This window comes from Microbulbifer maximicatervae (SeqCode), assembly GCF_052467305.1.
Window position 1 is genome coordinate 68,074 of the sequence record NZ_CP174306.1, and the last position, 22,145, is coordinate 90,218.

The 22,145-nt window shown below is 47.2% G+C and carries 19 protein-coding genes; 5 read left to right on the forward strand and 14 right to left on the reverse strand.

Annotated features, from left to right (window positions below; translation table 11 throughout):
• Positions 1-11: 11 nt before the first annotated feature.
• The 13 genes from ACJJI4_RS00290 to ACJJI4_RS00350 all read right to left on the reverse strand — a co-directional run bounded on the left by ACJJI4_RS00290 (position 12) and on the right by ACJJI4_RS00350 (position 15,232).
• Entirely contained in the window at positions 12-1,475 is a 1,464-nt protein-coding gene (locus ACJJI4_RS00290; protein WP_282934294.1) for a M48 family metalloprotease, read from the reverse strand.
• A gap of 30 nt (positions 1,476-1,505) precedes the next feature.
• On the reverse strand, positions 1,506-2,168 hold the full coding sequence (locus ACJJI4_RS00295; RefSeq protein WP_444892778.1) for a hypothetical protein: 663 nt from the start codon (positions 2,166-2,168) through the stop codon (positions 1,506-1,508).
• A gap of 12 nt (positions 2,169-2,180) precedes the next feature.
• Positions 2,181-2,843, reverse strand: coding sequence for a hypothetical protein (locus ACJJI4_RS00300; protein ID WP_444906425.1), 663 nt, complete (start codon positions 2,841-2,843; stop codon positions 2,181-2,183).
• Positions 2,844-2,866: 23 nt separating this feature from the next.
• Positions 2,867-3,871, reverse strand: coding sequence for a VWA domain-containing protein (locus ACJJI4_RS00305; RefSeq protein WP_444926664.1), 1,005 nt, complete (start codon positions 3,869-3,871; stop codon positions 2,867-2,869).
• Positions 3,868-4,950 (reverse strand): vWA domain-containing protein, encoded by a 1,083-nt coding sequence (locus tag ACJJI4_RS00310; RefSeq protein ID WP_444926665.1) that lies wholly within the window; start codon positions 4,948-4,950, stop codon positions 3,868-3,870. The genes ACJJI4_RS00305 and ACJJI4_RS00310 overlap by 4 nt, the downstream gene beginning before the upstream one ends.
• Positions 4,940-6,244 (reverse strand): hypothetical protein, encoded by a 1,305-nt coding sequence (locus ACJJI4_RS00315; protein ID WP_444912110.1) that lies wholly within the window; start codon positions 6,242-6,244, stop codon positions 4,940-4,942. Before ACJJI4_RS00315 ends, ACJJI4_RS00310 begins: the two co-directional genes overlap by 11 nt.
• A gap of 38 nt (positions 6,245-6,282) precedes the next feature.
• Positions 6,283-7,077: a MotA/TolQ/ExbB proton channel family protein gene (locus ACJJI4_RS00320; protein WP_282934287.1), complete on the reverse strand. Its 795-nt coding sequence runs from the start codon at positions 7,075-7,077 to the stop codon at positions 6,283-6,285.
• A 24-nt stretch (positions 7,078-7,101) separates the two neighbouring features.
• Positions 7,102-7,311 carry a hypothetical protein gene (locus ACJJI4_RS00325; RefSeq protein ID WP_444926666.1) on the reverse strand — a complete coding sequence of 70 codons (210 nt, stop codon included), beginning with the start codon at positions 7,309-7,311 and terminating at the stop codon, positions 7,102-7,104.
• A gap of 9 nt (positions 7,312-7,320) precedes the next feature.
• On the reverse strand, positions 7,321-9,411 hold the full coding sequence (locus ACJJI4_RS00330; RefSeq protein WP_444926667.1) for a PEGA domain-containing protein: 2,091 nt from the start codon (positions 9,409-9,411) through the stop codon (positions 7,321-7,323).
• 273 nt (positions 9,412-9,684) lie between these two features.
• Entirely contained in the window at positions 9,685-11,241 is a 1,557-nt protein-coding gene (locus ACJJI4_RS00335) for an ABC transporter permease (protein WP_444926668.1), read from the reverse strand.
• Between the two features lie 102 nt (positions 11,242-11,343).
• Positions 11,344-12,564, reverse strand: a complete 1,221-nt coding sequence (locus ACJJI4_RS00340; RefSeq protein WP_444892784.1) for a hypothetical protein — start codon at positions 12,562-12,564, stop codon at positions 11,344-11,346.
• Positions 12,565-12,581: 17 nt separating this feature from the next.
• On the reverse strand, positions 12,582-13,775 hold the full coding sequence (locus tag ACJJI4_RS00345) for a hypothetical protein (protein ID WP_444926669.1): 1,194 nt from the start codon (positions 13,773-13,775) through the stop codon (positions 12,582-12,584).
• Between the two features lie 158 nt (positions 13,776-13,933).
• Entirely contained in the window at positions 13,934-15,232 is a 1,299-nt protein-coding gene (locus ACJJI4_RS00350; RefSeq protein ID WP_444926670.1) for a hypothetical protein, read from the reverse strand.
• Between the two features lie 618 nt (positions 15,233-15,850).
• Here ACJJI4_RS00350 and ACJJI4_RS00355 point away from each other — a divergent pair.
• The 3 genes from ACJJI4_RS00355 (at position 15,851) to ACJJI4_RS00365 (ending at position 18,962) form a co-directional block, all read left to right on the forward strand.
• Positions 15,851-16,915, forward strand: coding sequence for a branched-chain amino acid aminotransferase (locus ACJJI4_RS00355; RefSeq protein ID WP_444895206.1), 1,065 nt, complete (start codon positions 15,851-15,853; stop codon positions 16,913-16,915).
• Positions 16,916-17,256: 341 nt separating this feature from the next.
• Positions 17,257-17,859, forward strand: a complete 603-nt coding sequence (locus ACJJI4_RS00360; RefSeq protein ID WP_444926671.1) for a Yip1 family protein — start codon at positions 17,257-17,259, stop codon at positions 17,857-17,859.
• A 74-nt stretch (positions 17,860-17,933) separates the two neighbouring features.
• The gene (locus tag ACJJI4_RS00365) at positions 17,934-18,962 is read left to right on the forward strand and encodes an alpha/beta hydrolase (RefSeq protein ID WP_444928199.1); all 1,029 of its coding nucleotides are present in this window, start codon (positions 17,934-17,936) and stop codon (positions 18,960-18,962) included.
• A gap of 2 nt (positions 18,963-18,964) precedes the next feature.
• Here the strand turns inward: ACJJI4_RS00365 and ACJJI4_RS00370 are convergent, their stop codons facing one another.
• Positions 18,965-19,477, reverse strand: a complete 513-nt coding sequence (locus ACJJI4_RS00370; protein WP_444926672.1) for a hypothetical protein — start codon at positions 19,475-19,477, stop codon at positions 18,965-18,967.
• Between the two features lie 219 nt (positions 19,478-19,696).
• Here ACJJI4_RS00370 and ACJJI4_RS00375 point away from each other — a divergent pair, with 219 nt between their 5' ends.
• A complete protein-coding gene (locus ACJJI4_RS00375; RefSeq protein ID WP_444926673.1) occupies positions 19,697-20,992 on the forward strand; it encodes a parallel beta-helix domain-containing protein in 1,296 nt (431 codons plus the stop codon).
• Complete coding sequence (locus ACJJI4_RS00380; RefSeq protein WP_444926674.1) at positions 20,982-22,142, forward strand: SO2930 family diheme c-type cytochrome; 1,161 nt, start codon at positions 20,982-20,984, stop codon at positions 22,140-22,142. The genes ACJJI4_RS00375 and ACJJI4_RS00380 overlap by 11 nt, the downstream gene beginning before the upstream one ends.
• The last annotated feature ends 3 nt before the right edge of the window (positions 22,143-22,145 follow it).

The following is a 22,145-nucleotide window of genomic DNA, read 5'->3' on the forward strand; positions in this document are numbered from 1 at the left end:
TTCTTATAAAATTATTGAACGATCTTTATCCATTCTCCGGGCTTGGGTTCTCCTCGGGGATAATAACCATTTAACAGGCGTAATTGCTCCTCTGCATATTCGCCGATTTCCATATGTTTTGCCAGGGAGGCAAAGGTAGTTTTTTCATTGGCCTGGACGTAGCGCAAGCGTTTGATGTCCTTCTCTTCTACAATGTCAGTTTGTCGTAGCGGCCTGAAGCTTCTAATGCTGGTCAGGAATAAATTGTCATATTTATCAATAGCTTCTGGATCTGAGTCTTCATCATTTGTGACTTTTCCCTGCAGTACAAATTGTCTGCTACCATAAAAAATTACCGCAATTCTGTCTGGATCTGCATCCTCTTTTTCAAGCGGTGGAATTTTTCCGGTATGGCCTTCAAGTCGATATTGATTGAGTTTCTCCCCTTTCTCCAGTTGTCGTAGATCGAACTCTGAGCGCAGAGCCATGTCAGCGGGCTGATTGCCATCGCGTTGGGTCACTGTAATGGTAATTTGTGCACTTTTATCAGGTGCAGAGCCGACAATGGCTGAACGTTGATTTTCTACCAACCAGCCATCGGGAAATAGAAGGGAGAAACCCAGCCGCTTGTGATTGTAGCGATTTTTAGTGGACTGCTGTGTGTTCTGTCCGTACACAAGGCCATCTGTTTTTTCCCGATAGTATTCTACTTTGGTTTCTTTGTTATCTTCGGGAAGCTGGCCTGCAGCGTTTACAACTTCCTGTAGGCGAAGGTCATTTCTAGGGTGAGATGCAAAAACCCCGTGGTAAGTTTGCGGTTTCTTGCCCTCAATACGGGCACGGCGTCGGGCAAATGTCTCCTGATCCTTTAATAGCCCAATAACATTGATCATGGCCTGGGGGTCATAACCAGCGTTGAACATATATTGGGCTCCGAAGCGATCCGCTTCCAGTTCCATCTCGCGGCCGTAACCCTTCACTGCAGCGGTGCTATATAAATTTGCAACATCTCCGACTACACCGCTACCGGTAACCAAAACTGACAATACTGATACAACGCTGGCTCCGGTCGCAGCTGTTTTTTGCCTTACCGCATGGCGGGCGGTGATATGGCCAATCTCATGAGCTAGTACAGCGGCCATTTCAGCTTCTGAGTGCAGGTAAGTTAGAAGGCCTCGGTTGATGTAGATATACCCACCGGGAAGGGCAAATGCGTTGATATCCTGGCTGTCGATGATCGTAAATTGATACTTGATATCCGGTCTGTCGCTGGCGGCGGCAACTTTTTGCCCGACATGATTGACATAAGCGGTTAGGACTGGGTCTTTATAGATCGGAGTGCTCTCTATCAGCTTTTCATGCATCTCCTTACCGATGGAGATCTCCTTGTCCTCTGACATTAGAACCAGGTCAGGCTTATTGGTGGCAGGGTTAAATGCACAGCCTGCACTGAGTATTAGGATAGCGCTGGCAAAAGCACGCTCGATGAATTTCATTACCCCTGGCCTCCCGTAGCGTCTTAATTTTTATGAACTGGGTGTTACTGCTGGCATCAAGAATTGTTGGAGCTGCAGAGCCATTCCTTTACAGGCATTATTCTGGACCCTGGCGATTAGTGGTATTGGAACCACGATCGCGGGCATATAGGAGGTTCCTTTGGCATCTGCACTAAGTTTCCCAGATAGTTCGCGGTCCCTGAAATCCCATACTGCCGCTTCGTAGTCAGATTCTTTATCCCAGGTCCCAAAGCCAAAGCACCCTGCACCGCCGGTACTGATGGTACAGCTGATAGAGCCGGCACTGGCTGTGGTCTCTGTTGAACCATCAATCCAGACGATGTACTTCACTCCATAGGTTTCCATTCGCTCACGCACACTTTCATTTTCCATCAGGCGATCTAGGGAGCGAACATGCATAGGTGCTGTCCTGGGTTCAAACCAGGGGTACATAAGATCGACAAAGTCTTGCTCTGGAATAATGTTTACACCTAACTCAGGGTTGTGTAGTTCTCTACCAACACAAGCAATTAAATCAGGCTCTGTTTCATATTCACTGGAATGACGGCGGCCCAGGATGACGACGGAATCTCCTTCGGCAAGCTCACCATCGGAGCGTCGATACTCATCAATTACGACAGTGGTACAACCGCTAATAAAGACTATCGCTGCAACTAGAAGTGGCTTGAACACGATTTACTCCTCTTATTCAGCCTTTTTGGCTTTCACCTTGATTTCTCTCAGTGATAGCGATCGGCGCTTCCCAGAGAGAAAGGCCTGTAGTTCAGGAACTTTCCCAAACCCGGTATAGAGATTTGCTCCGGCATCGCGCAGGGCGATATTTATCGCCTGAGTTAATGCCTGTTCCTGGGACTGTAAAAATGCGGTAGGGGTTTTTCCGTAAGCGGTTATTACCCAGTTAGCAACCTGTCCGCCACTGGGGTCAAATGCGGTCATGTTGTATTTAATCCATACCTCAAAAATATTGACCCTTGTCTCTCTGGGCATTGTGAACTGCAGCTCTCTCACTTCTGGAACTATCACCAGTTCGACATTGGCGGGGACTTCTTGTGGATAACTGGATAGAGATACGGTATCGGTAAACATGGAACCCAATACTGTTTCAAACAGATTTTTTTGTGCTCTGCCTGTGCTTATATTCCATTCTTCGCGATCTTCACTGTCTTCTTTATAAGTGAAACTTTTAAAGTCCTCACTGAGGTAGAAGCCTACGGTTATTGGCAATTGATCGCCTATTGGGGATGGGTAATTGCCATCCACCTGTACTGTATGACTGCAAGCACCCAGGAAGAAACTTACAAGAATAAGTACCTTTAGGTGTCCAAAGGAAGTCGACCTATACCTCATATGTTCCTCCTTGAATCATTTAACTAGCGAAAGTCATTCAACCCCACGAAAGTGCCGCCATTTCGATAGGTGAGTTCGCGCATAAGGGCCGCAAAGCGGAGTCCTGTGGTTTGTAGGTGTGGAGGGCGAGAGAACTGTACAGGGAATCCTACTGCATGGATTCTGATATTTCGTTTTCCCTCACCGTGCTTAGCATTTACCCGTTCGACAGCTAACATAACCCTGCGGATTGATTTTCCGGTGAATTCATCGCCAAGCACATAAATACTGATTTTCTTACTGGGATCATAAAAGCTGCGGACGGCTTTCTGGATACCTTCAACAGGGCTGGAGTTACTAAAAGGATTCCAGGACTTCAACCGCTTTAATATCGCTTGGCGGCGTCCTGGGGTATCAGGTATCCACTTGTTTCGATAATTGAAGAACATATAGTCCCCCATATCATTCATGACCTGGATACCTTTAACATTGGGATAAAGGTCTAGAGTATTGACCATCTCCGCCATCATTCGGTCCCAGCCGTAATTAAACATACTGCCGGAGGTGTCGATAATGAAGAGAATGTATTCGCTGTCGACAGGGATTCCGCCAATAACATTGTTTTTACGCTGGTAGTTCTCGCCCAGTAGGCGACGCATTTCATCAGTGATGGATTGTAGTGCAATGGTCAGCTCACCTTTGAGTTTGCCATCCTCACTTTGCCCTTCGGTTTTACTGGCAAATTCCGCTTGAAGTGCTTCCAACTCACCGCGCAGGTTGGCAATTCTCTTGCGCTCGATATCGATTTGTTCTCGCTTTGAATTTAGGTCCCGGTTGATAACTGTGGTCTCACCACGGATTTCCGCCAGCTGTTGCTGTAGTTCCAATACCTGCCCTTCGAGGTCTACTTCAGCTTCCTCTAATACAATCGGTTCTGCAGTCTTGGCGATCATCAGTAGCAAAACAATTGCGCCAAATCCGCAGCAGATAACATCCAGGAAGGAAATGCTGAACTCCTCCTGGCGACGCTTTTTTTGCGTTCCTATCATGGCCAGTCCCTCGAAGGCGCAAGGAAAGAGCCTTTGCTTTGCATCGCCAGCTTCCAAAATTCACTAGCCGCAAATGGGTCCCCCTCCATAGGGGCAAGAATGACATTGACGGGGATATTCTTGGGGAGCACTTTGACCGCGCGCTTGAATAGACTGCGCCTGTCTCTACCCGAAATAGTGGGCTTTCTGGGTGCACTCATCCCTTGGGTCGGTAACCCATCGGTAATGAGAATAATGTTATCGGGCAGTGGTGTCATAGCGTTAATAGCGTTAAATACTCTCTCTAGACTGGTACCATTTTCCGGCACTACTTCATCTAGCCCCTTGATAGCCTGGTCCAACTGGTCGCGGTCATCCACATTGAGCCAGCGATCTTCTGTACCGGCTATTGCGGCACGAAAAGAGGTATTAAAAGTATAGATCTGGTATTGGCTATCCCTGGGAAACTGAGCAGTAAGCCAGGAGACTGTGCTGACGGCCCTGCGCCATTTTTCAGTTTTGCGTTTTACCGGTGAAGACATGTTACGGGCGCGTATTATTTTAATAAGCTCGTCGCCGAGCATAGACGCAGATGAATCCAATAATATCAGGATGCGATTACCGCCTAGGCGCAGGCCGGTGAGGTATTGACGGTCCCCATCACCGACAAATTTGCGAACGTTATTTCCCAGCTTTTTATTTTCTTCCTCAAGGTTCTTTTTCGCCTGCTCCAGTTTTTTGAGTTTATCTTGTAGCCTCTTGATATCCTCTTCTTCATCGATACTGTCGATTTCAGCGATATTGCCTTTGGTTTCCTCTATTTGCTCCAAAATGCGCCTGGCAAGCCCTTGAGCCTCAACCAGTTCATCACTAACGACATCCAGAGTATTTCTGGCTTGAACTAAGTGTTCCTGCCCAAATTCCACCTCCTCTTCCAGAAGGTTCACCTCGGCAGTGAGATCTTCAGTCTCTACTTCAACTTGGTGATCGGAGCCGTGTTTGATAATAAGAAAAATTAACGCTACTGCCCCAAAACCACAGGACATGATATCGAGGAAGGACAGGCTAAATGTGGAAAAACGACGCTTTTTACGCCCCATATCGCTCCACGCTAATCGCAGTTATCACATCTTGATAATCTGCAACTCCAATTGTATCGCCGGCGTTGAGATTAACGGGTGACTCAATCTCTTTTCCATTGAGTGTGAGCTGAATTCCAGCATCCACCCGCAAAGCAAGTCTGCCGGCATGATTTGTGACTGTTGCGGCAGGGTGCTCCGGTGGTGTTGGGGTGACTTGAAATTTCTCGTCATGCCAGAAAACGAATAGAGGTTCCTGGGCGGCCAGTGCCTTGTGGCCAAAAAGTAAATGTGTCGCTACGGTTTCTGAGGATTTCTCTACATGCACCTTGACCTCGCTAGGGGGGAGGGCAGTGACAGAGTTGATCAGTTTCAATGTACTGCTATCACTGCGCAATTCTTTCCAGCGATGATTGATGGCATGTGCAATGGAGTCTCTTGAGAGAAGATGTACACGTTGGGCCAATTGAATTCCCCCTGGGATATCAGCCCAGCGATGGGAGATAAAACTCACACTTTGACTTTCCTCCAGGTTTTCAATCATTGCTCGTATACGAGAAAGGAGAGGGGTTGTTGCATCTTGAAGCTGCCGCAGGCTGATCTTTGCTGTTCGATCATCAAGTTCAGCTAGAACTTCTCCGTGACGCATCGCTCGATCAGTCCACTGGGGCATCAAATCATAGAGTTGCTGTTCTGATTCAGCTGAATGTAGCGGATCAAATCGGCACTGCATAATAAATGCATCGGTAAATACGCGAGCCCAGGATTCCTGGAAGTTGTGTAGTCCTGCGTCGGCAACAGTTTCTACCGTTTTCACCGTGGCTTGCTTATCCACAGCAATCTTTGTTACCAGTGTCTGGTGGAGTTGTAGGTCGATATGCAGTTGGATTCCTGCAGGAGCCAAATTACCCAGGCACGCGGTTGCTGCATCAACAATGCCTACGATATTAATATCGCTGACTTTAATAACTCCCAGAAGTAAGGCCAGTTGTTCGTGGGTAAAATTGCCGGGAACAGCGAGAACAATTTCATCGGGAAGGTCACAGTGCTCCGCTATTTCCTGAAGGTGGCAGTAGACCAAGTCGGCATGGTGGCGGCAGCGTTGATTTTCTGACTTTAGCGACTCGAGGCTCAGTCTTCTCCAAAACTGGTTGTTAACCTGAGTCGGATGGCTCCTGGCACGCATTTGAGCTGAGGTACCAATATGAATTTTATTGTGTTCAATAACTGCAATTCCAGGACTTTCCAGTACCTCGTTAGTATTTGAAAATACACGTAATCCGCAGTCATTTATTTCCAGGACGCCTTGTCCCATGGGTTTATTCCTCGCTACGACTTATTCAGGTAAAACCGCTAGCTGATTTTCAGAAAACGCAGTAAGCGGTTGTCACAGTAACTTTGTGTATCCAACACCAGGCGCTCCTGCATGAGTTGTAGCTGGTGAGTGAAAAACATAATGACGATGCTAATTACCAGGGCGATAAAGGTAGAGTTAAATGCGACCCCCAGACTTACCGTCACGCCAGCTATATCGCCCTCTACGGCTCGATGCGCCTGTGATAATGCTTCGCCGATACCTCGTACCGTGCCAATAAATCCGATGGATGGAATAGCCCAGGTAATATAGCGAACCATTGCCAGCTCAGAGTCGAGCCTGTCTCCCTCAGTTTCACAAACCTCTTTTACAGAGTTGGAAACGGCGGCGACATTCTTGGTAGAACCGAATCTCTGCAGGGCGGTGAGTAGTGCCCTGGGAACTAAATATCGTCGTTCCTCTTCAGGAAGGGCTTGTATCGGGCGGGATAAATCACGGGTATCCTCGGGAAGAATAGGAGTTCCCTCGCTGATATTAAGTAGAGCTTTGTCCAGTAATTTTCGCTCGCGAATACTTCTCTGTGCCTTTAGTCCCATAATGGCCATTGCCCACAACATCAGAACAAAGCAGGCCTCTTGCTCATAGTCGCGCATCACAATGTAGATAGAGCGTTGTTGAACGTAGGTTTCCCCAGCGGCCTCCCTCGCCAGTTGCTCCTCAATTAGCGCATCTGCATTAGGGCGAATAATGGCGACATAAATCGCGTGGACCAAAATAATAGACCCCAGAAGAGCAAAGACCTGGAAGACAAAATCCGATGATTTAAATTTCATGGCGATACTCGCTAGAAGCTATTTCTATATATCTACGGGAAAGGAAACCGATAAGTCTTCGGAGATTTCTTCCGAGGCCTTATAGTCATCTGAATTACTTTTATTCCTAGTTATTGGTGCTTCTTTCTTGGGAATTACTGCCGCTGTTTGTTGGTTCTCTTCCGGCTTGTTTTCATCTTCTGCGTACGCGAAGTTGATAAGTAGAAGCAGTAAGGTAAGTAATAAAAATTTCACACTAGTCTCCTAATTCACCCAGCGGGCAAGGCGGAAGCCAATATCATTACGAGCGGACTCTCCGTAATCACGGTAGGAGAGGCGTAATTCAGTCAACCCCGAATGACGCCAACTGGAACCACGGATTACATGGAAGTCCCCATCCTCCGGACCGACAGGGTTTTCTTCGATACGTCGGGATAACCCGGTCCCTATCGTGTATAGATCGTGAATCCATTCAGAGACATTTCCACCTAAGTCATAAATACCAAAAGCATTAGGACTGTAGCTACCTACCGGTGAGGTAGCTGCGTAACGATCACTGTAGGTGCGAAGGACTGCAGGAACTAGTTTTGTGGCAGTAGTATCTGCGTAGTTTCCGGAATTGTTCTTTATTGGTAGCTCATTTCCCCAAGGGAATTTTTTCATGGTGCCTTGATCGTATCGTGCAACCCAGGCCCATTCGGCTTCAGTCGGTAAACGATAACCGTTGGCTGCGCCATCAAAGCCAACAACACGCCCGGCTTCCGTCAAATAGACCGGTGTGAGGCCGTCTCTTTCACTGAGCCAATTGCAAAATAGCACTGCCTCTACCCAACTGACATTTACAACTGGCAGATTGTCATTGTCGAGACTGACACCATTTACATGGCTTGAGGTATGCAGGCGCTTGAAACGCCGATATTCCCGGTTAGTAACTTCAGTGGTCCCAATATAGAAAGGCCGATTTAGAGATACCTGACGCATAACCTCGTTTGCCCGCCGCCCCTGTTCTCGCCGGGATGATCCCATGGTAAATACGGCGTTGGGGCGCATGAGTTTCATGGTGCCGCCAGCTGCGTGACGCAAAGTTGAGGGGGTTTCTCTCCAGCGCGCTTGTTCGGATGTAAGCAGTACCGCCCTGACAGTTTGCTCCAGTTTGGTGCTGGGAATGACACGAGTGTCAAATTCCTGGTAGCCCTGTTTGCGTACGACAATGTTATGGCTGCGAGCTGGTAGGTTAAAAGTTTGTCCACTGTTCCCGGCGTATTGACCATCAATGTAAACTTCCGCATCTGGAGGGACGCTACTGACGTGTACCCTGCCGTACACAGCATTTAGGTTTATATTCAGGTCACGCTGTGTTCCAGCACCGAGGTCAACAGTGTGCTCAATAGAGGCGTAGCCATCCTTGAAGAAGCGAAGTCTATGTCTGTGGCCGGAGGCCAATTCCAGTTCCAGTGGGGTATGACCACGAAACTCTCCGTTGACCGTCACTCCCGCTCCCTCTGGGGTGGTAACAACACGTAAAAGTCCATCAGCGGGTCCCAGGCTGACGGTTGCTAGCGTTTGATCGACACCGGCTGTAACAGCGACAGGAATATCGACAGTTTTATGTTCCGGCAGTGAAATGGATACGGTTCTGTCGCCCTGAACTAATTCAGTGGTCAGTGGTGTTCTGCCGAGAACTTTTCCTTCAACCGTGACCGTGGCCCCGGGAGGGTTGCTGCTGACGGTGATATTGGCCCAGGCCGGTCGAAGTGCGGCCTCCAGTGTGTGGGTATTGTCTAGCCCCTCAACATTGATTTCACGGGTGAACGGCAAGTACCGGTCTGATAGGACAGTCACACGCATAGGACCTGCGTTGATTGCTTCCACAAGACCATTTTTATTGGGTACTTCCCGTCCATTAATAAGAATTTTTACTGGTACAGGGGGCGTTGTTTTAACCTGTAGGTGGCCTGGAAGTTTTTCCAGGGAAACGGAGTGGCGACTGTGCCCGTCACGTTTTACTTCGACTTCGCCGCTCTGGGGTAAATAGCCGTCAGCACTGATCGTGAATTGATAATTACCAGGTAAAACCAAATGTCCATCGCCCAGAGGGATGGCGAACCCACTGACTTTGATGCGGGCATCAACCGGGTTGGTATCAAAGATTAATGACCGCGCCATAATCAGATAGCTGAGTGCAAAAATAGCGAGTAAAAGGCAACCTGCGACAATCAATGCTCGCTTAGAAAGAAAGAGTCGCGCGCGGGTAGATTTTATTTGTACCGGGGTGAATCCAACTGGCTCAATCAGGCTTTGTTCCTGAACTGGCGGCTTTTCATCCTGGACAGGTACTGCTTCCTTCACTGTCATTTATGTTTCCCTATTGCTGGTACTTATAGATTTTTCGCAATGGCATTGGTTTGGCACGCATCGCTTTATGCTCAGTCAGCCTGACCAAAGGTGGGTACACATTTTTCTATCTGCAGAAAGCTTAGCTTGCTGGCGTAATCTGCATGGGGATTTATAGGGTGTTTGTCACAGAACACCTCGTTTCGCTCAGCTCAACGAGGTGTCTGTTGTCATCGCAGCTCATTACGGAAAATCTTATTTTTAGAGTTTATGCTGCTGTCTGGGTTCTCTCATTTAACTATTATTGGCACCATTTATCCTTTCGGCACATTGGATAACAACTTCCGTTGTGGGCTTACCTGGTTTTACAACAAACTCTTGGCGAACGTCTCGGTAACCTTCTCTGGTACCAATGGCGATATAGCGCCCAGGTTTCAGCGCGATTTCCCTTTGGTCAAAATTACCTAATTTCCCTACATGGTAAATGGTGACACTGGTGGTTCGATCCGACTTGAATTTAACCGGTAAGGGGATCAGGGCTTGTGTCAGGGCATTTTCAAGGTCTTCAATTTGTCTTTGCAGCCTTGGGGTTTTAGTATTGAGTTTGCGAGCGTCTGTTAGTACTTGTCGGGCAAAATAGTTCCTTTTACCTTCGCCAAGGGTTAATGGATCTTGAATTAAGTCTTTTAACTGGTCATCCAGTTTTGCTCTGGCAGCAGCTCTAGCCTTGCCTGTTATTGCGTCCACCAGGCTAGAGTCCTTCTTGACCAGATCTGTATAACTTTTTAGGGCTCTGTGCCATTCTTCCTTGGTTTCTTCCATGCGGGCTTGTTGGAGGAGTTTTTCTATCTGCACTCTGTCAGCTTCATTTTGTGCTTGTGCTAAGCCGATATCAGGGGCTTTTGCTGTTGGCTTTAAGTTCTTTGCTCGATGAAAATAGGATTTTGCCGATTCAAATTTTTCTTCGGCAATTGCACCGTAGCCAGATGACATCGCGCTTTGATAATCCCTTTCTGTAATTGCACCCTCAACCTTTGCTAATAGATCCTGAGCATCGGCTGTTTCTGAGTCGATCGCGAGAGATTTCTTGAGCTGTTCCTGAGCCAAATCCAATTTGGCCTGTTTAAATGCCTTTGTTCCTTGAGTTAAGTGCCACCAAGCGAGGGGGAGTTTGTCGGCTCGCTCAATACCCTTAAGGCCTCTGGGATGGTTATTGGATATGGTTAATACCATCTTGAAAGCATCGCTGGCGGAATCCTTATCTCCCTGACTCAGAGCTCGATTACCTTCACTAATATGCGTTTCAATACGCTCGGGAATACTATCTTTCAGGTACTCTAATGCCTGGAGTGATTCCCGGTATTTTTCGAGCGCTGCCATAAAATTTCGTTTGCGATAAATTTCATCAGCTTTTAGAGCCAAGTCTTCAGCAGAATAGAATTCTTCAAAAGCCCATACTTCTACCTTTCGATCTTTGAGCTCTTCTTTGATTTCAAGAATTTCCTGGAGAACCTTTTGAACCTCCCTGCGCTGCTGCATTATTTCTGCATCGCTATAAGGAGATTTTTGGTTGCTCTCTATAGCTGCACTGTTTCCAGGCTGTACGGAGACAATTGTATCGGCTGAACGCTTTGGTGGTTTTACAACTTGAGGAAGCCCCCAAAATACACCGACCAGTGCGCTTACCATTATCACCCCAAGAACGGCGGGCCAGTAGGACCTTTGCTCCCGTTGATGAATAGCGTTGGCAGTCGTTGACTTAGGGGATTTAGAGCTTTCCTCTCCGCCGAATGTGAATTCTGCGGGCTCTATATGAACTGTATCTTCCTTGGAGTTATCGCGGTGCTGCATAGTGATTCCGCCGTGTTATTCAATGACCCAGTGAAGATGTTGGGTATTCAGTAATAACTAATCACATTGATTAGCGTGTTTTTTGGGTACCTCTAACGTAATTTAAATGCTGTTACTGACTGCGCCAGTTTCGGCTTCATAGATTTCCTTTAGAATTTCCCGCCATTGCCGATACTGATTTTCAACAGTACCTGTGAGGGTAATAGTGCGATCTTCCAGCTCAACAATTTGCGGTTCTACCTCTGCCTCGATGGAGTCTCCTAATTCTTGCAGAGCTTCCAAATGCATCTTGGCATCGGATTTTCGATCAAATGCACTTTTAACAAGATAGCCCCCGGCACCGATTCCAACCTGCCCAGCTGCCTGGGCGCTTCCAGTGCCAGCGCCAGCAGCAGCGATACCTCCAATAATGGCTGCTGCCCCCATAATTGTGTGATTGCGGGCTTTGCGCTTTAACTCTCGCATCTCCCTTACTTCTTCATAGCTGCGGGCTCGCCATTCCTGATAGGGAACTTCCATACTTTTGGCGAAGGTGCCGTAGTACTCCTGCAGAGTGTCGACAAACAGATAATCTCTTTCCCGTATTTTTCTTACCCTCTGTAACATGGGGTCATTCTCTGCGGGTAAAGCACTTAAAAAATAGACACCCTCAGCGCTTTGAGTTAAATAGCGATTGAATGCCTGGGGAGAAAAATCCCGTGCAAACCGCATCTCAGAAATTGTGCGCAGCTCTACGATTTGCTGATTTGAAAGCTTTTGTCGGTAATTCAGCATATCGTTAGCAATACGGTTATAGATTCCCTGAAAAGCATCTCCTTCAGTAGGGTGCTTTCGGTCGTAGGCATAGTGGGATGCGTTCTCTGAATATTGCTTGGTAAACCACAACTGCCCCCGGGAATCGGATACGGTGATTTCCACCGTCAGTTTTTCTCCATCAGATTGCAAAATACGCCCGGATACAGTCACATCAATATTGGTGCGGCTCGATGGAATAACCCTTACAGCTCCCCACCCCAGGCTGGACTGCAATGAATCGGCAAGGGTGACAGCCATATAGCGGGATTCAGCTTGACGAAGCTCGGGAAAAACAAGCTCATCTTCATCTGCTTGTGCTGTATCGAGACCTGGATTGAATTGAATAACGCCGACATCCAGCAGTCTCTCTTCGGGAACATTGTTATCTTCGATTGTTAGCGGAGTAAATGCGGTAGTTCTGACTTCGGTAGTGGTACAACCATTGATAACAACAAGAGTTAGAAAAAATGCTGCGACTCTTGTTATGAACTGATACTTAACCGGTCGGGTTTTTTGGTTGGTCGACATATCGGCGTTCTCCAAGACTACTGCGTTGCACTTTTATACTTGCGATACTCTTCCCAAAGCTTTTCGCGCAATTCGGGGTCAGTCTCGCGTGTGGCAGCTTCACGAATCTGTCGAGCTACGACGTCATCATCTGTACCACTGGGTATATCGGCGGGCACAACTGCCTGTGAACCACCGTGATTAAAATCACCTTTACGTCCAGAGGCGGGCAGTCCGGGACCGGTTATTTGTCCACTGGAGTTATTATTTTTGGGGCCGTTACCTGATGTTGGGCCTGCATTGGGGGGAGGTGGAATTTCGGCTTCTGCAGATTGAATTAAGTCTTCTAGGGATTCCCCTGCTGGTGGTGCCTCATCCATCGCCTCTTCTTTATTTTCTTCGGAGGCTGACCCCGGTCTGTTTCTTACAAAGTCACGCTCCCGCAAAATCATGCCGTCATAGCTGACCATAGTGGATTCAAACTGGCCCTCAAGTTCTGCAACGCGATCTGCCGATGAAGTGGGAGCTTCATTGGGAGCACTGCCGGAACGTGGCGAATCACCGCCGGGTTGCCCAGAAGCTGAACTGCTGGCAGGCGCGCCGCTGGCCGCTGAGCTACTACTGGATGAGCTGCTGCTAGAAGCTGAGCTACTACTAGAAGCTGAGCTACTAGATGATGCGCTGGAAGACGAAGATGATTGCTCCTCCTCAGAGAAATCAATTTCTTCGGGAGGCGTTCCATCTTCACCAGACGAAGGATCAGTAGGTTTCTCTCCATTTTGGCTGGTTTGTTCGGGATCCGTATAAATTGGTGACGATGGATCATTTGAACCGTTGGGGTCCGGCATTTGATCCCCAGGTGAACTTTGATCCCTCGACTCTGATCCACTACTTCCACTACTGGAGGACTGGCTCTGTTCTGATCTTGCTGTAGGCATATTCGCACTGGGCTGGCTGGAAGAGCTGCTACTAGGCTGCCCACTGCTCGAAGCTGTTGATTGGCCAGATCTTTGCGAACTACTGCTGCTACTAGATTGCGATTGCGATTGCGATTGCGATGCAGAACTGGAAGATGAACTGGAGGATGGTAGAGATGGCATTGCTGGTGGCTGTGACTGAGTTTGTTGGCTCTTGCACCCACCGGTTAAGATCGCCGCCAAAGCAATTGGTACCAGTACATTTGACAAACAGCTGTGGCGGTGAATTTTTTCTACCGCTGCTCGAGGTGTCATCTCTTTCTCTCCTAGACTGTTTGCCGGTGTGACCGCGTGAGACACATGAAGTGTTTTTCCGGTACTAGCAAATGCTCAATGTGGAACTTTAAAAATAGTTGTTATTTGATTATTTGCGTAGATTCCACATCGAGCTGGTGTCAGTGGTGATAGGTTTCTCAGTCGAATATAAAGCGTTGCACAATTCCGCGGGTTTCCACCGCCTCTCCATCTTCAAACCTTGGTCTGAATTTAGCGCGTTTTAGAATGTTTCTAACTTTTGAGCGGATCTTCACTTTATCTGAAGGGTAAGCCCTGAGTATTTTTATATTCCTCGCCTTGCCAAAAGCCGTGACATCATAGGAGACCGTAATCCGGGAATTGGCTAGGACTTTGCTGTCCGACTCCAAAACGGGGAGCGCGGGTAAAGCCACAGGCCGTCCAAATATGTCCTCAATTTCATCGTTAGAGGCACCGTTATCCCAAAGTGCCTTGTAGGCCTCGCCGTAGGTTTGGCGTGCGGAGTGCCACTTGTTAAACATCATGTACCAGTCGCCGAGTTCAACTTTGGCTTTGGCTGAGGCTGCCGGGGGGGACTTGGGGTTTCTTTGGTAGACATCAACGATACGGGTAATGGCTTTTTTCCCGGTGTTAAAACTCTTCATCCGGTAGTGATCTAATTTGGTTCGCTGATGTGAGTCGGGGCCACTACCACCAAAGCTGGCGTTAACAAAAACTGGAGAGTTGGGTTCACCCTTATAGGTGGCCAGATAATAGTTAGTTGCTTTTAATCCGCGCAGGGCATCAACAAGGCGAAGGTCGGTGGAGCCAAAGTTTTTTGTAATAATATCTACCGCCAAACTGTAAAGATTGGTTGCACTAATTAGATGCTCAAATAGCGTGTCCCCTTTTTCCTCCACATAAGCCTGTAAATGCCAACGACTCAAGTTGTTGATTACTGGCAGCATACGGGGGTCTTTTTCGCCGTAATTTTTCTGGTAGAGCCAGTAGAGGTACTGCTGGTTGTCGTTAGCTTCTTCCCACTGATTGAGCGCTATTTGACTCTCGATCAAGCGCTTGATCATAGGGATTTGGCTTAGTGAATAGAGCCCCTCATTGACTCTGCTAATCAGCATTGCACGACGAAATTCAGTGACAGCCTGCTCATGATCGCCAGCTTTCTGTAATGCGGTGGCCAGCCCCAAAAGCTGTTCATCAATACCGGCGCCATAAGCACCATATTGGGCTTCGAGCTCCTCTATACGTTCACGGTAATTTTCGACAGCCTCGGAGGGCCTTAGCTGTCGAGGTGTTTTCTTGAGTGGTTTCGAGGCGGCTTCAATAAAGGCTTTTGGAGGTGCATTAGTTTGGACTGCCACAGGTGCGCCATCGTCGGCCAGGGCGCCATTACACAGCAGTGCTGTGGCTGTAAACATCAAGCCGATAGCAAAGGAATTGCTGGTATCTATCTGTGTCACGATTGAACCACTTCCGTTTCATATTTGGCTTCACCGAATACCAAACAGCTGAGGTTGGAACCTGCACCTGTCAGTTTTCGGGTCTTATTTCCGCTCGCCCACTGCAACAGCGAATACGGCGGAAGTTCTCTCCTGAATGTGGTTCTCTCGACCCTGAGCGCATTGAGGGGGTATCCTCAAGCTCACAGTGACGGCGCGACTGGATGCTTATATATGCCTGCCTGGCCGCGTATTAGTCAGTATAGCTAGCACTATGTGCCAAGAAGGAAGCTGCGGCGGGTACTTCAGCCACTTAATGCCCATTGCGCCAGCATGCCTGTGACCACCCTTTTGGTTTAGCAGTTGGGAGTGCAAATTAGGGGTGAGGGACTGTAAGTAGATGCCAAAAATTTGTTGATTACGTCCGATATCGCGACTTGGCAGCGAAGTGTAGCGAGTGGCTTGGTTGGCGCTGGTGCCACATCAGGATGGCGGAAGCTAAATAGGTGGATCATCGTCCTAACAAGTAGGCTGAATTTGGGGTTAGATTACTGCTGTTGCTGTATCAGAGGTTGATCTATTTGGATTGCAGCGTAACAAGCGCCATAATCAGCTGATTCGAATTCAGAGGAGAGCTCAGTGAGTATCTATATCGATCCAGAGATCGCGGTAAGCCTTCGGGGCTATGAAGCACCCGAGAAGCTGGGCTTTGGAACCGCCATGGCCCCAGTAATGTTTCGCGCCATTTGGCAGGATGGTTGCTGGAGTAGTGGAGAGTTGATCCCCTATGCGCCTCTGACCGTCGACCCTGCTGCTAAGGTACTTCACTACGCGCAGTCATGCTTTGAAGGAATGAAGGCCTATCGAACTTCCGAGGGGGGAGCTGCACTGTTCCGGCCCGAAATGAATGCTGCACGAATGGCATATTCAGCGAAGCGCTTATGTATGCCTCCGGTTCCTGAGTCCCTGTTCCTGGATGGCGTTCGTGTTGTGACTGCTTACTGCGCTGGCCTGCTCCCGAGCAACAGCGGTGAGTCCCTGTATCTGCGTCCTTTCCTAATGGGAACCCAGCCGGACCTAACGGTTTCAGCCAGTAATGCCTATGAATTTTATGTAATAGCTAGTCCCTCGGAAGCCTACCATTCCGGCAATATGCGTTTGTGGGTTGAGAGAGAAGATGCTCGAGCTGCAGTAGGGGGAACTGGGGATGCTAAAGTTGGCGGAAATTATGCCAGTTCTCTACTTAGTATCGGCCGCCTTAAAGAGCGAGGTTATGATCAGTCGCTTTGGTTGAGCCCCTCTAATCGGCAGAGTATCGATGAGCTGTCAGGGATGAATTTTTTTGCGGTCATTGATGGCGCTATATATACCCCAGCGTTGAACGGCTCAATTCTCGAAGGCATCACCCGATATTCTCTGATCCAGCTTGCGGAGGGATTGGGGTACAAGGTTGTTGAGCGGGCGATCCCCATTGATGAACTGTTAGAGCAGGTAGCTTCTGGAGACTGTAGCGAAGCTTTTGCTTGTGGTACTGCCGCAATAATCAGTCCTATCAGCGTAATCGGTGATGGCGATAAGGAGTACGAACTAGCCGATGCCCCAGGTCCTGTTGCAGAGCGTTTGCGACAAGCACTACTGGATATTCAGGAGGGGCGTTCTGAGGATGCTTACGGGTGGATGCACTCTGTTGAGCCTGTAGTTTAAGTACTAAATCTTCGTACCCGGGCAGTTCCAAGGCTGCCTGGGTCTAGTAACCAGCTTTTCCCCACCGTAAATCCTGCTTTATCCTTCGCGGGTTTTTTTGTAGCAGTGTTTTCTATTTACTTGTTTCCAAGCGAAACGCTCGCGTAAACATTCCCGCCAATTTAATTGAGTTTGTTGACTTGTGCGACCTTAACACCTAAAAGTGAAGGGGTTAAATAAGAAATAAATTGGAGCTTGAGAGTGGCCTGATTGCGGTACACCTCATTTTGACCAGTAGTTCCAAGATCAATTTGAGCTAATAGGTCTCGCTTATAGTTCCTTGCACAGTCGAGGATAACGAGATGTTGACCCATATGCTTGGCCTTATGCTGCAACCACGTAGACAGTGGCAGCTTATTGGCAGTCTCTCTGAACGTAATCTGCGTAGACAGGTTCCTTATGTCATCGTTCTGGCATTACTTCCTGCAGCTGCGTGGTATTTTGGCACGACACAAGTTGGCTGGACGATTGGCACTGGTGCCCCGGTGAGAATTACGGGCCAAAGTGCTTTGGAATTGGTCGCCGTATTTTATTGCACAATGGTTTTGGCTGTCACTGCTATTGGTTATTTCATCCATTGGATGGCCAAGACTTACGGAGCTGAAACTCACCCCCTTAAAGGCGTTGTTGTAGCGGGTTTCACCGCCACGCCTATTTTTGTTGTGGGTATTGCAGGGATTTACCCTGTGTTGTGGCTGGACATACTGCTCGCAACTCTGGCGGTTGCTTACGCCGTCTATCTGCTTTATTTGGGGATTCCTATTGTGATGGGTGTTTCTGAAGAGCGTGGCTTCCTTTTTGCCAGTGCAATTATTACGGTGTCACTCGTCATGGCAGTCATTATTATGGTTGCTACAGTTCTATTCTGGAGCTATGTATCCGCACCGGTCTTTTACTCCTCTTGAGTAGTTTGGGCTCCTAGCTATCACTAGATGAAATGTCGTTTCAGGCATTTTCGCCTGGAGATTTAGGGCTGTTGATGTGGTGGGGATACAAGCTATCGACGTCGTACCCGGTGAAGGGGCATATTCACGGGTATGGCGAAGTCTCTTCTATCCTGGCTGTAACGACAATGCGCAAAGTAAATGACCGCCTTTCGGGGTTTCTCGAAGAATTCAACAGCTCTATGAAAGAGCTCTACTCGAAGGGCTTTGAGTTCAACCCCATCAATGTTCGGGAATCGACCGCAAAGTTTATAGATAAGTATGTCACCGATATTCCAGATGTCGCCTCGGTACGAGATGGCATTATCTATGCCTCTGGATACGACGTACCTGTAAGAGTCTTTGTACCCTATCCCGATGAGGTTCTACCTGTTCTTGTCTATTTTCATGGCGGTGGGCATGTAGCCGGAAACGTTTATTCATTTGACCCGATTTGCAGAAAGATTGCCCGGGAGACTCGACATATTGTTGTTGCGCCTGAGTACCGGTTAGCCCCTGAGAACCGCTATCCGAGCGCGGTAACAGATTGCTATGCCGCAGTTGTTGGGGTTTGGGCGGCACTGGATAGATTGGGCTTATATTATCAACCGAGTTTATCTGTCGCTGGGGACTCTGCAGGTGGCGCTCTGGCCGCCACAATGTCTCACCTGGCTCAATTTGACTACAGTGTGAAGATTAAAAAACAGGTTTTAATTTATCCGGTTCTCGATTACACCATGCATTTACGGTCCCATGAAGAGAATGCAGTAGGCTATTTTTTAGAGGCACGAAAATCAATTTGGTACTTGGGGCAATATTTTGCTGAGGGGCAATGTAGAAAAAAAGCATCCCCTCTTTTTATGGATTTTACGGCAGCTCTTCCTGAAACCTTGGTTTTTACCGTGGAGTTTTGCCCGCACCGGGATACTGGGGATATTTACTACCGGAAAGTGGAAGAGGTGGGTGTTAGATCTGAAAATGTTCACTTTTCCGATATGATTCATCCATTTTTGATTCTTGAAGACTTGGTGAAAGGGGAGTGCGCAAAAGTTTATGCCGGTATGAATAGTTTCCTGAATGACTAAACTTACGGCTTTCCTTTTGTAATTGAGTACTGGTAAGATAATTTATACCCATTATCAAACTCTAGTATTTTTTCTGAATTTATTGATCTTTCGATCACTATCTCCGCTATTGATTTAATAACTTGTTTAGGTTCTACGTCCATGCAATGTATGCTCATGGAGTTAATGGCCATGTCAGCGCTAATTACCCGGTGTTCAACAACCTGAATGAGCAGCTGCTTATCATTTTGGTAGAGCTTGAAACCAGGCCCCTCCGTCATCCATTTTTTGTACTTTGTAGCGCCCCACGGGCCTTTGCACTTTATTGCTTGATATTGAGTTGATGATATTTTGATATAGATAGGCTCGCTTCCTTTGATATCTGTACTTTTATCGATAGGTTGTTCGGTGTAGAGGTTTGATCCATTTGGAGCAGCGATCTGTATCGCTATCGTTTCGGCAGCAGCGTCAAGTGAGCAGAATACGTAAATAAGAAAACACAAAAACTGACATTTTTTGATTGAAGTGCTGACCATCTTGATTTCAATAAGTGGTTTTTGTTTTTGGGAGTATGGCGCTTAAATGCATTTCTAGGGTTGTCTTTTGTATTAATAATAGCGCCTTGATAACGAGGTGTTGGTTGGATAGTATCAAAGTGTGTATTTAGTCCTGTTTTCACCTTTAAATTGGTACAGAAGTACCAATTTGAGGTTTTAGTAGCTCAATTGACAATAATTTATATAAAAGGTGTGGCTATGAAGACTTTAGCGTATATGGGAGTAATTCTGGCTTTAATAGTATCCGTTGGATGTTCTGAACGGCCTGAATCCAGAGTTGAGGACAGTTCCAGTAAGGTTGATTTTCAAAAGCAACTATTAAAAAAACTGATATCTGCAAAGACCGGGGATGTTATTACTATTCCTGAGGGTAAATTCCATATTAATCGTAGTTTATCCCTGAATATTGATGGGGTAACGCTACGTGGAGCTGGCATGGATAAATCTGTCCTCTCCTTTGAGGGGCAAATTCAGGGTGCTGAGGGGATATTAGTTAATGCCAGTAACTTTACTATTGAGGGATTGGCTATTGAGGATACCATAGGCGATGCCCTGAAAATTAATGAAGGCAAAAACATTATCATCAGGGATGTTCGTGTTGAATGGACCAATGGCCCGTCTACCCAGAATGGTGCCTATGGTATTTATCCTGTACAGACTGAAAATACTTTAATCGATGGTGTGGTAGCTATTGGTGCTTCAGATGCAGGGATTTATGTCGGTCAGTCGCGGAATGTTATTGTTCGCAATAGCCGTGCAGAATTTAATGTGGCGGGTATTGAGGTAGAGAATACGATCGGTGCAGATGTTTACAACAATATTGCTGTGAATAATACTGGGGGAATTCTTGTTTTTAATATGCCTAATCTTCCGCAGCCAGGGCACAGTACACGTATCTACAATAACCAGATAAAGAATAATAATACTAAAAATTTTGGTCATGAGGGCACGCCAGTTGCTGCCGTGCCAGCAGGATCTGGGGTGGTTATTAACTCGAATGATCGGGTGGAGATTTTTGAAAATGATATTTCTGATAATGATACTGCTAACATATTGATTAGCAGCTATTTTACGGCTGGATACTATAGCGATAAGTCTACGCAGGCTGATTTTGACCCATACCCAGAGGGGATCTATATCTATGCCAACAACTTTTCTGGCGGTGGTACATCGCCAGATCATCTTAAGTTAAAAGCTCTGAAGTTAGCTATGTTTGGAATATCAGGTACATTGCCGGATATTCTTTGGGATGGGGTTGTTGATCAAAGTAAACTGGTGGATGGTCAAATACCTGAGGCATTAAAGTTATGTATTGATAACGAACCTGCAGGAATTCTCAATATAGATTTTGGAAATGAGTATAAGAATATATCCACGGATATAGCACCTCATCAGTGTCATTTGGAAAAGCTTGCCAAAGTAGTTTTAGACTTTGATTCAAAGCTGGAAAATGAAGACCATTTGGCAGTGATAGAGGTAACTAATGAAGAATAATAATCAAATAAGTAGGAAGCTTATCTACTCTATTTGGAGCCTTATATTATTGATTGGCCTTGCGGGGTGTGAATCATACAATAAGGATGTTCATTTATTCCCAGCAGAAGAGGTGCCTGAAAAACTCAGTGCATGGAATTTATTGAGGATGGAGAAAGGTGTGCTCTTTCCTGCAGAAAGAGCATTACCCTATGATTTGAATACGGGGTTATTTACCGATTATGCTCATAAGTTCAGGACCGTCTGGCTGCCTGAGGGGGCTTTTGCAACCTACGGGGAAGAACAGTTTAATTACCCTGTCGGAACTATCTTAAGCAAGACATTTTACTATCCACAGGAGAGTAGTGGTGTAGTTCGTCGTACCGATGACTTCTCTGCGGATTATGTTGAGGGGCGCTTTGGGCAGGCACTTGATTTAAATCGTGTCCGTCTCGTTGAGACACGGCTTTTAATCCGCAGGCAGGAAAATTGGCAGGCGCTGCCCTATGTCTGGAATAAAGAGCAGACTGAGGCAACTCTTGAGATTGCTGGAGATGTGAAAAGTTTTCAGTTGGTTAGCCTGAACGGACAGCAGGAAAACCTTAGTTATGTAGTACCTGACGCCAATCAATGTGCTGGTTGTCATGCAGAAAAGTTTACTGAAAAAGCCATTTCCCCTCTCGGCCCTAAGGCTCGACATCTGAATAAAGACTTTCCCTACCGTAGTGGAGTAGAAAATCAATTGCTGTTTTGGCAAAAGGCCGGCTATTTACGTGGACTGCCTGATCTGAAAAGTTTGCCGAGAAATGCCAATATTTACGATGCGACTGTGTCGCTGGAAGATCGCGCCAGGGCATATTTGGATATCAATTGTGGCCACTGTCACAATCCCACTGGGCCGGCAGATACCTCAGGGCTTATGTTGCATCATAGCGAAACTGATTGGCGCAAACTTGGGCTATGTAAACCGCCTATTGCTGCGGGTACAGGCAGTGGAGGGCATTTATTCGCAATAGTACCGGGAGAGCCTGAAAATTCTATTTTGAATTTTCGTGTAGAGTCTACCGCGCCTGGGGCCATGATGCCTGAATTAGGTAGAAGCATGGTGCATACAGAGGGCGTTGAATTACTAAAGCAGTGGGTAAGCTCCCTACCGGGAAGCTGCACTTAACCT

Excerpts from the sequence above, each read along its gene's own strand:
- ACJJI4_RS00290 (WP_282934294.1), bottom strand. The coding sequence starts at position 1,475 with ATGAAATTCATCGAGCGTGCTTTTGCCAGCGCTATCCTAATACTCAGT.
- ACJJI4_RS00300 (WP_444906425.1), bottom strand. The coding sequence starts at position 2,843 with ATGAGGTATAGGTCGACTTCCTTTGGACACCTAAAGGTACTTATTCTT.
- ACJJI4_RS00305 (WP_444926664.1), bottom strand. The coding sequence starts at position 3,871 with ATGATAGGAACGCAAAAAAAGCGTCGCCAGGAGGAGTTCAGCATTTCC.
- ACJJI4_RS00310 (WP_444926665.1), bottom strand. The coding sequence starts at position 4,950 with ATGGGGCGTAAAAAGCGTCGTTTTTCCACATTTAGCCTGTCCTTCCTC.
- ACJJI4_RS00315 (WP_444912110.1), bottom strand. The coding sequence starts at position 6,244 with ATGGGACAAGGCGTCCTGGAAATAAATGACTGCGGATTACGTGTATTT.
- ACJJI4_RS00320 (WP_282934287.1), bottom strand. The coding sequence starts at position 7,077 with ATGAAATTTAAATCATCGGATTTTGTCTTCCAGGTCTTTGCTCTTCTG.
- ACJJI4_RS00330 (WP_444926667.1), bottom strand. The coding sequence starts at position 9,411 with ATGACAGTGAAGGAAGCAGTACCTGTCCAGGATGAAAAGCCGCCAGTT.
- ACJJI4_RS00335 (WP_444926668.1), bottom strand. The coding sequence starts at position 11,241 with ATGCAGCACCGCGATAACTCCAAGGAAGATACAGTTCATATAGAGCCC.
- ACJJI4_RS00340 (WP_444892784.1), bottom strand. The coding sequence starts at position 12,564 with ATGTCGACCAACCAAAAAACCCGACCGGTTAAGTATCAGTTCATAACA.
- ACJJI4_RS00345 (WP_444926669.1), bottom strand. The coding sequence starts at position 13,775 with ATGACACCTCGAGCAGCGGTAGAAAAAATTCACCGCCACAGCTGTTTG.
- ACJJI4_RS00360 (WP_444926671.1), top strand. The coding sequence starts at position 17,257 with ATGTTGACCCATATGCTTGGCCTTATGCTGCAACCACGTAGACAGTGG.
- ACJJI4_RS00365 (WP_444928199.1), top strand. The coding sequence starts at position 17,934 with ATGTGGTGGGGATACAAGCTATCGACGTCGTACCCGGTGAAGGGGCAT.
- ACJJI4_RS00370 (WP_444926672.1), bottom strand. The coding sequence starts at position 19,477 with ATGGTCAGCACTTCAATCAAAAAATGTCAGTTTTTGTGTTTTCTTATT.
- ACJJI4_RS00375 (WP_444926673.1), top strand. The coding sequence starts at position 19,697 with ATGAAGACTTTAGCGTATATGGGAGTAATTCTGGCTTTAATAGTATCC.
- ACJJI4_RS00380 (WP_444926674.1), top strand. The coding sequence starts at position 20,982 with ATGAAGAATAATAATCAAATAAGTAGGAAGCTTATCTACTCTATTTGG.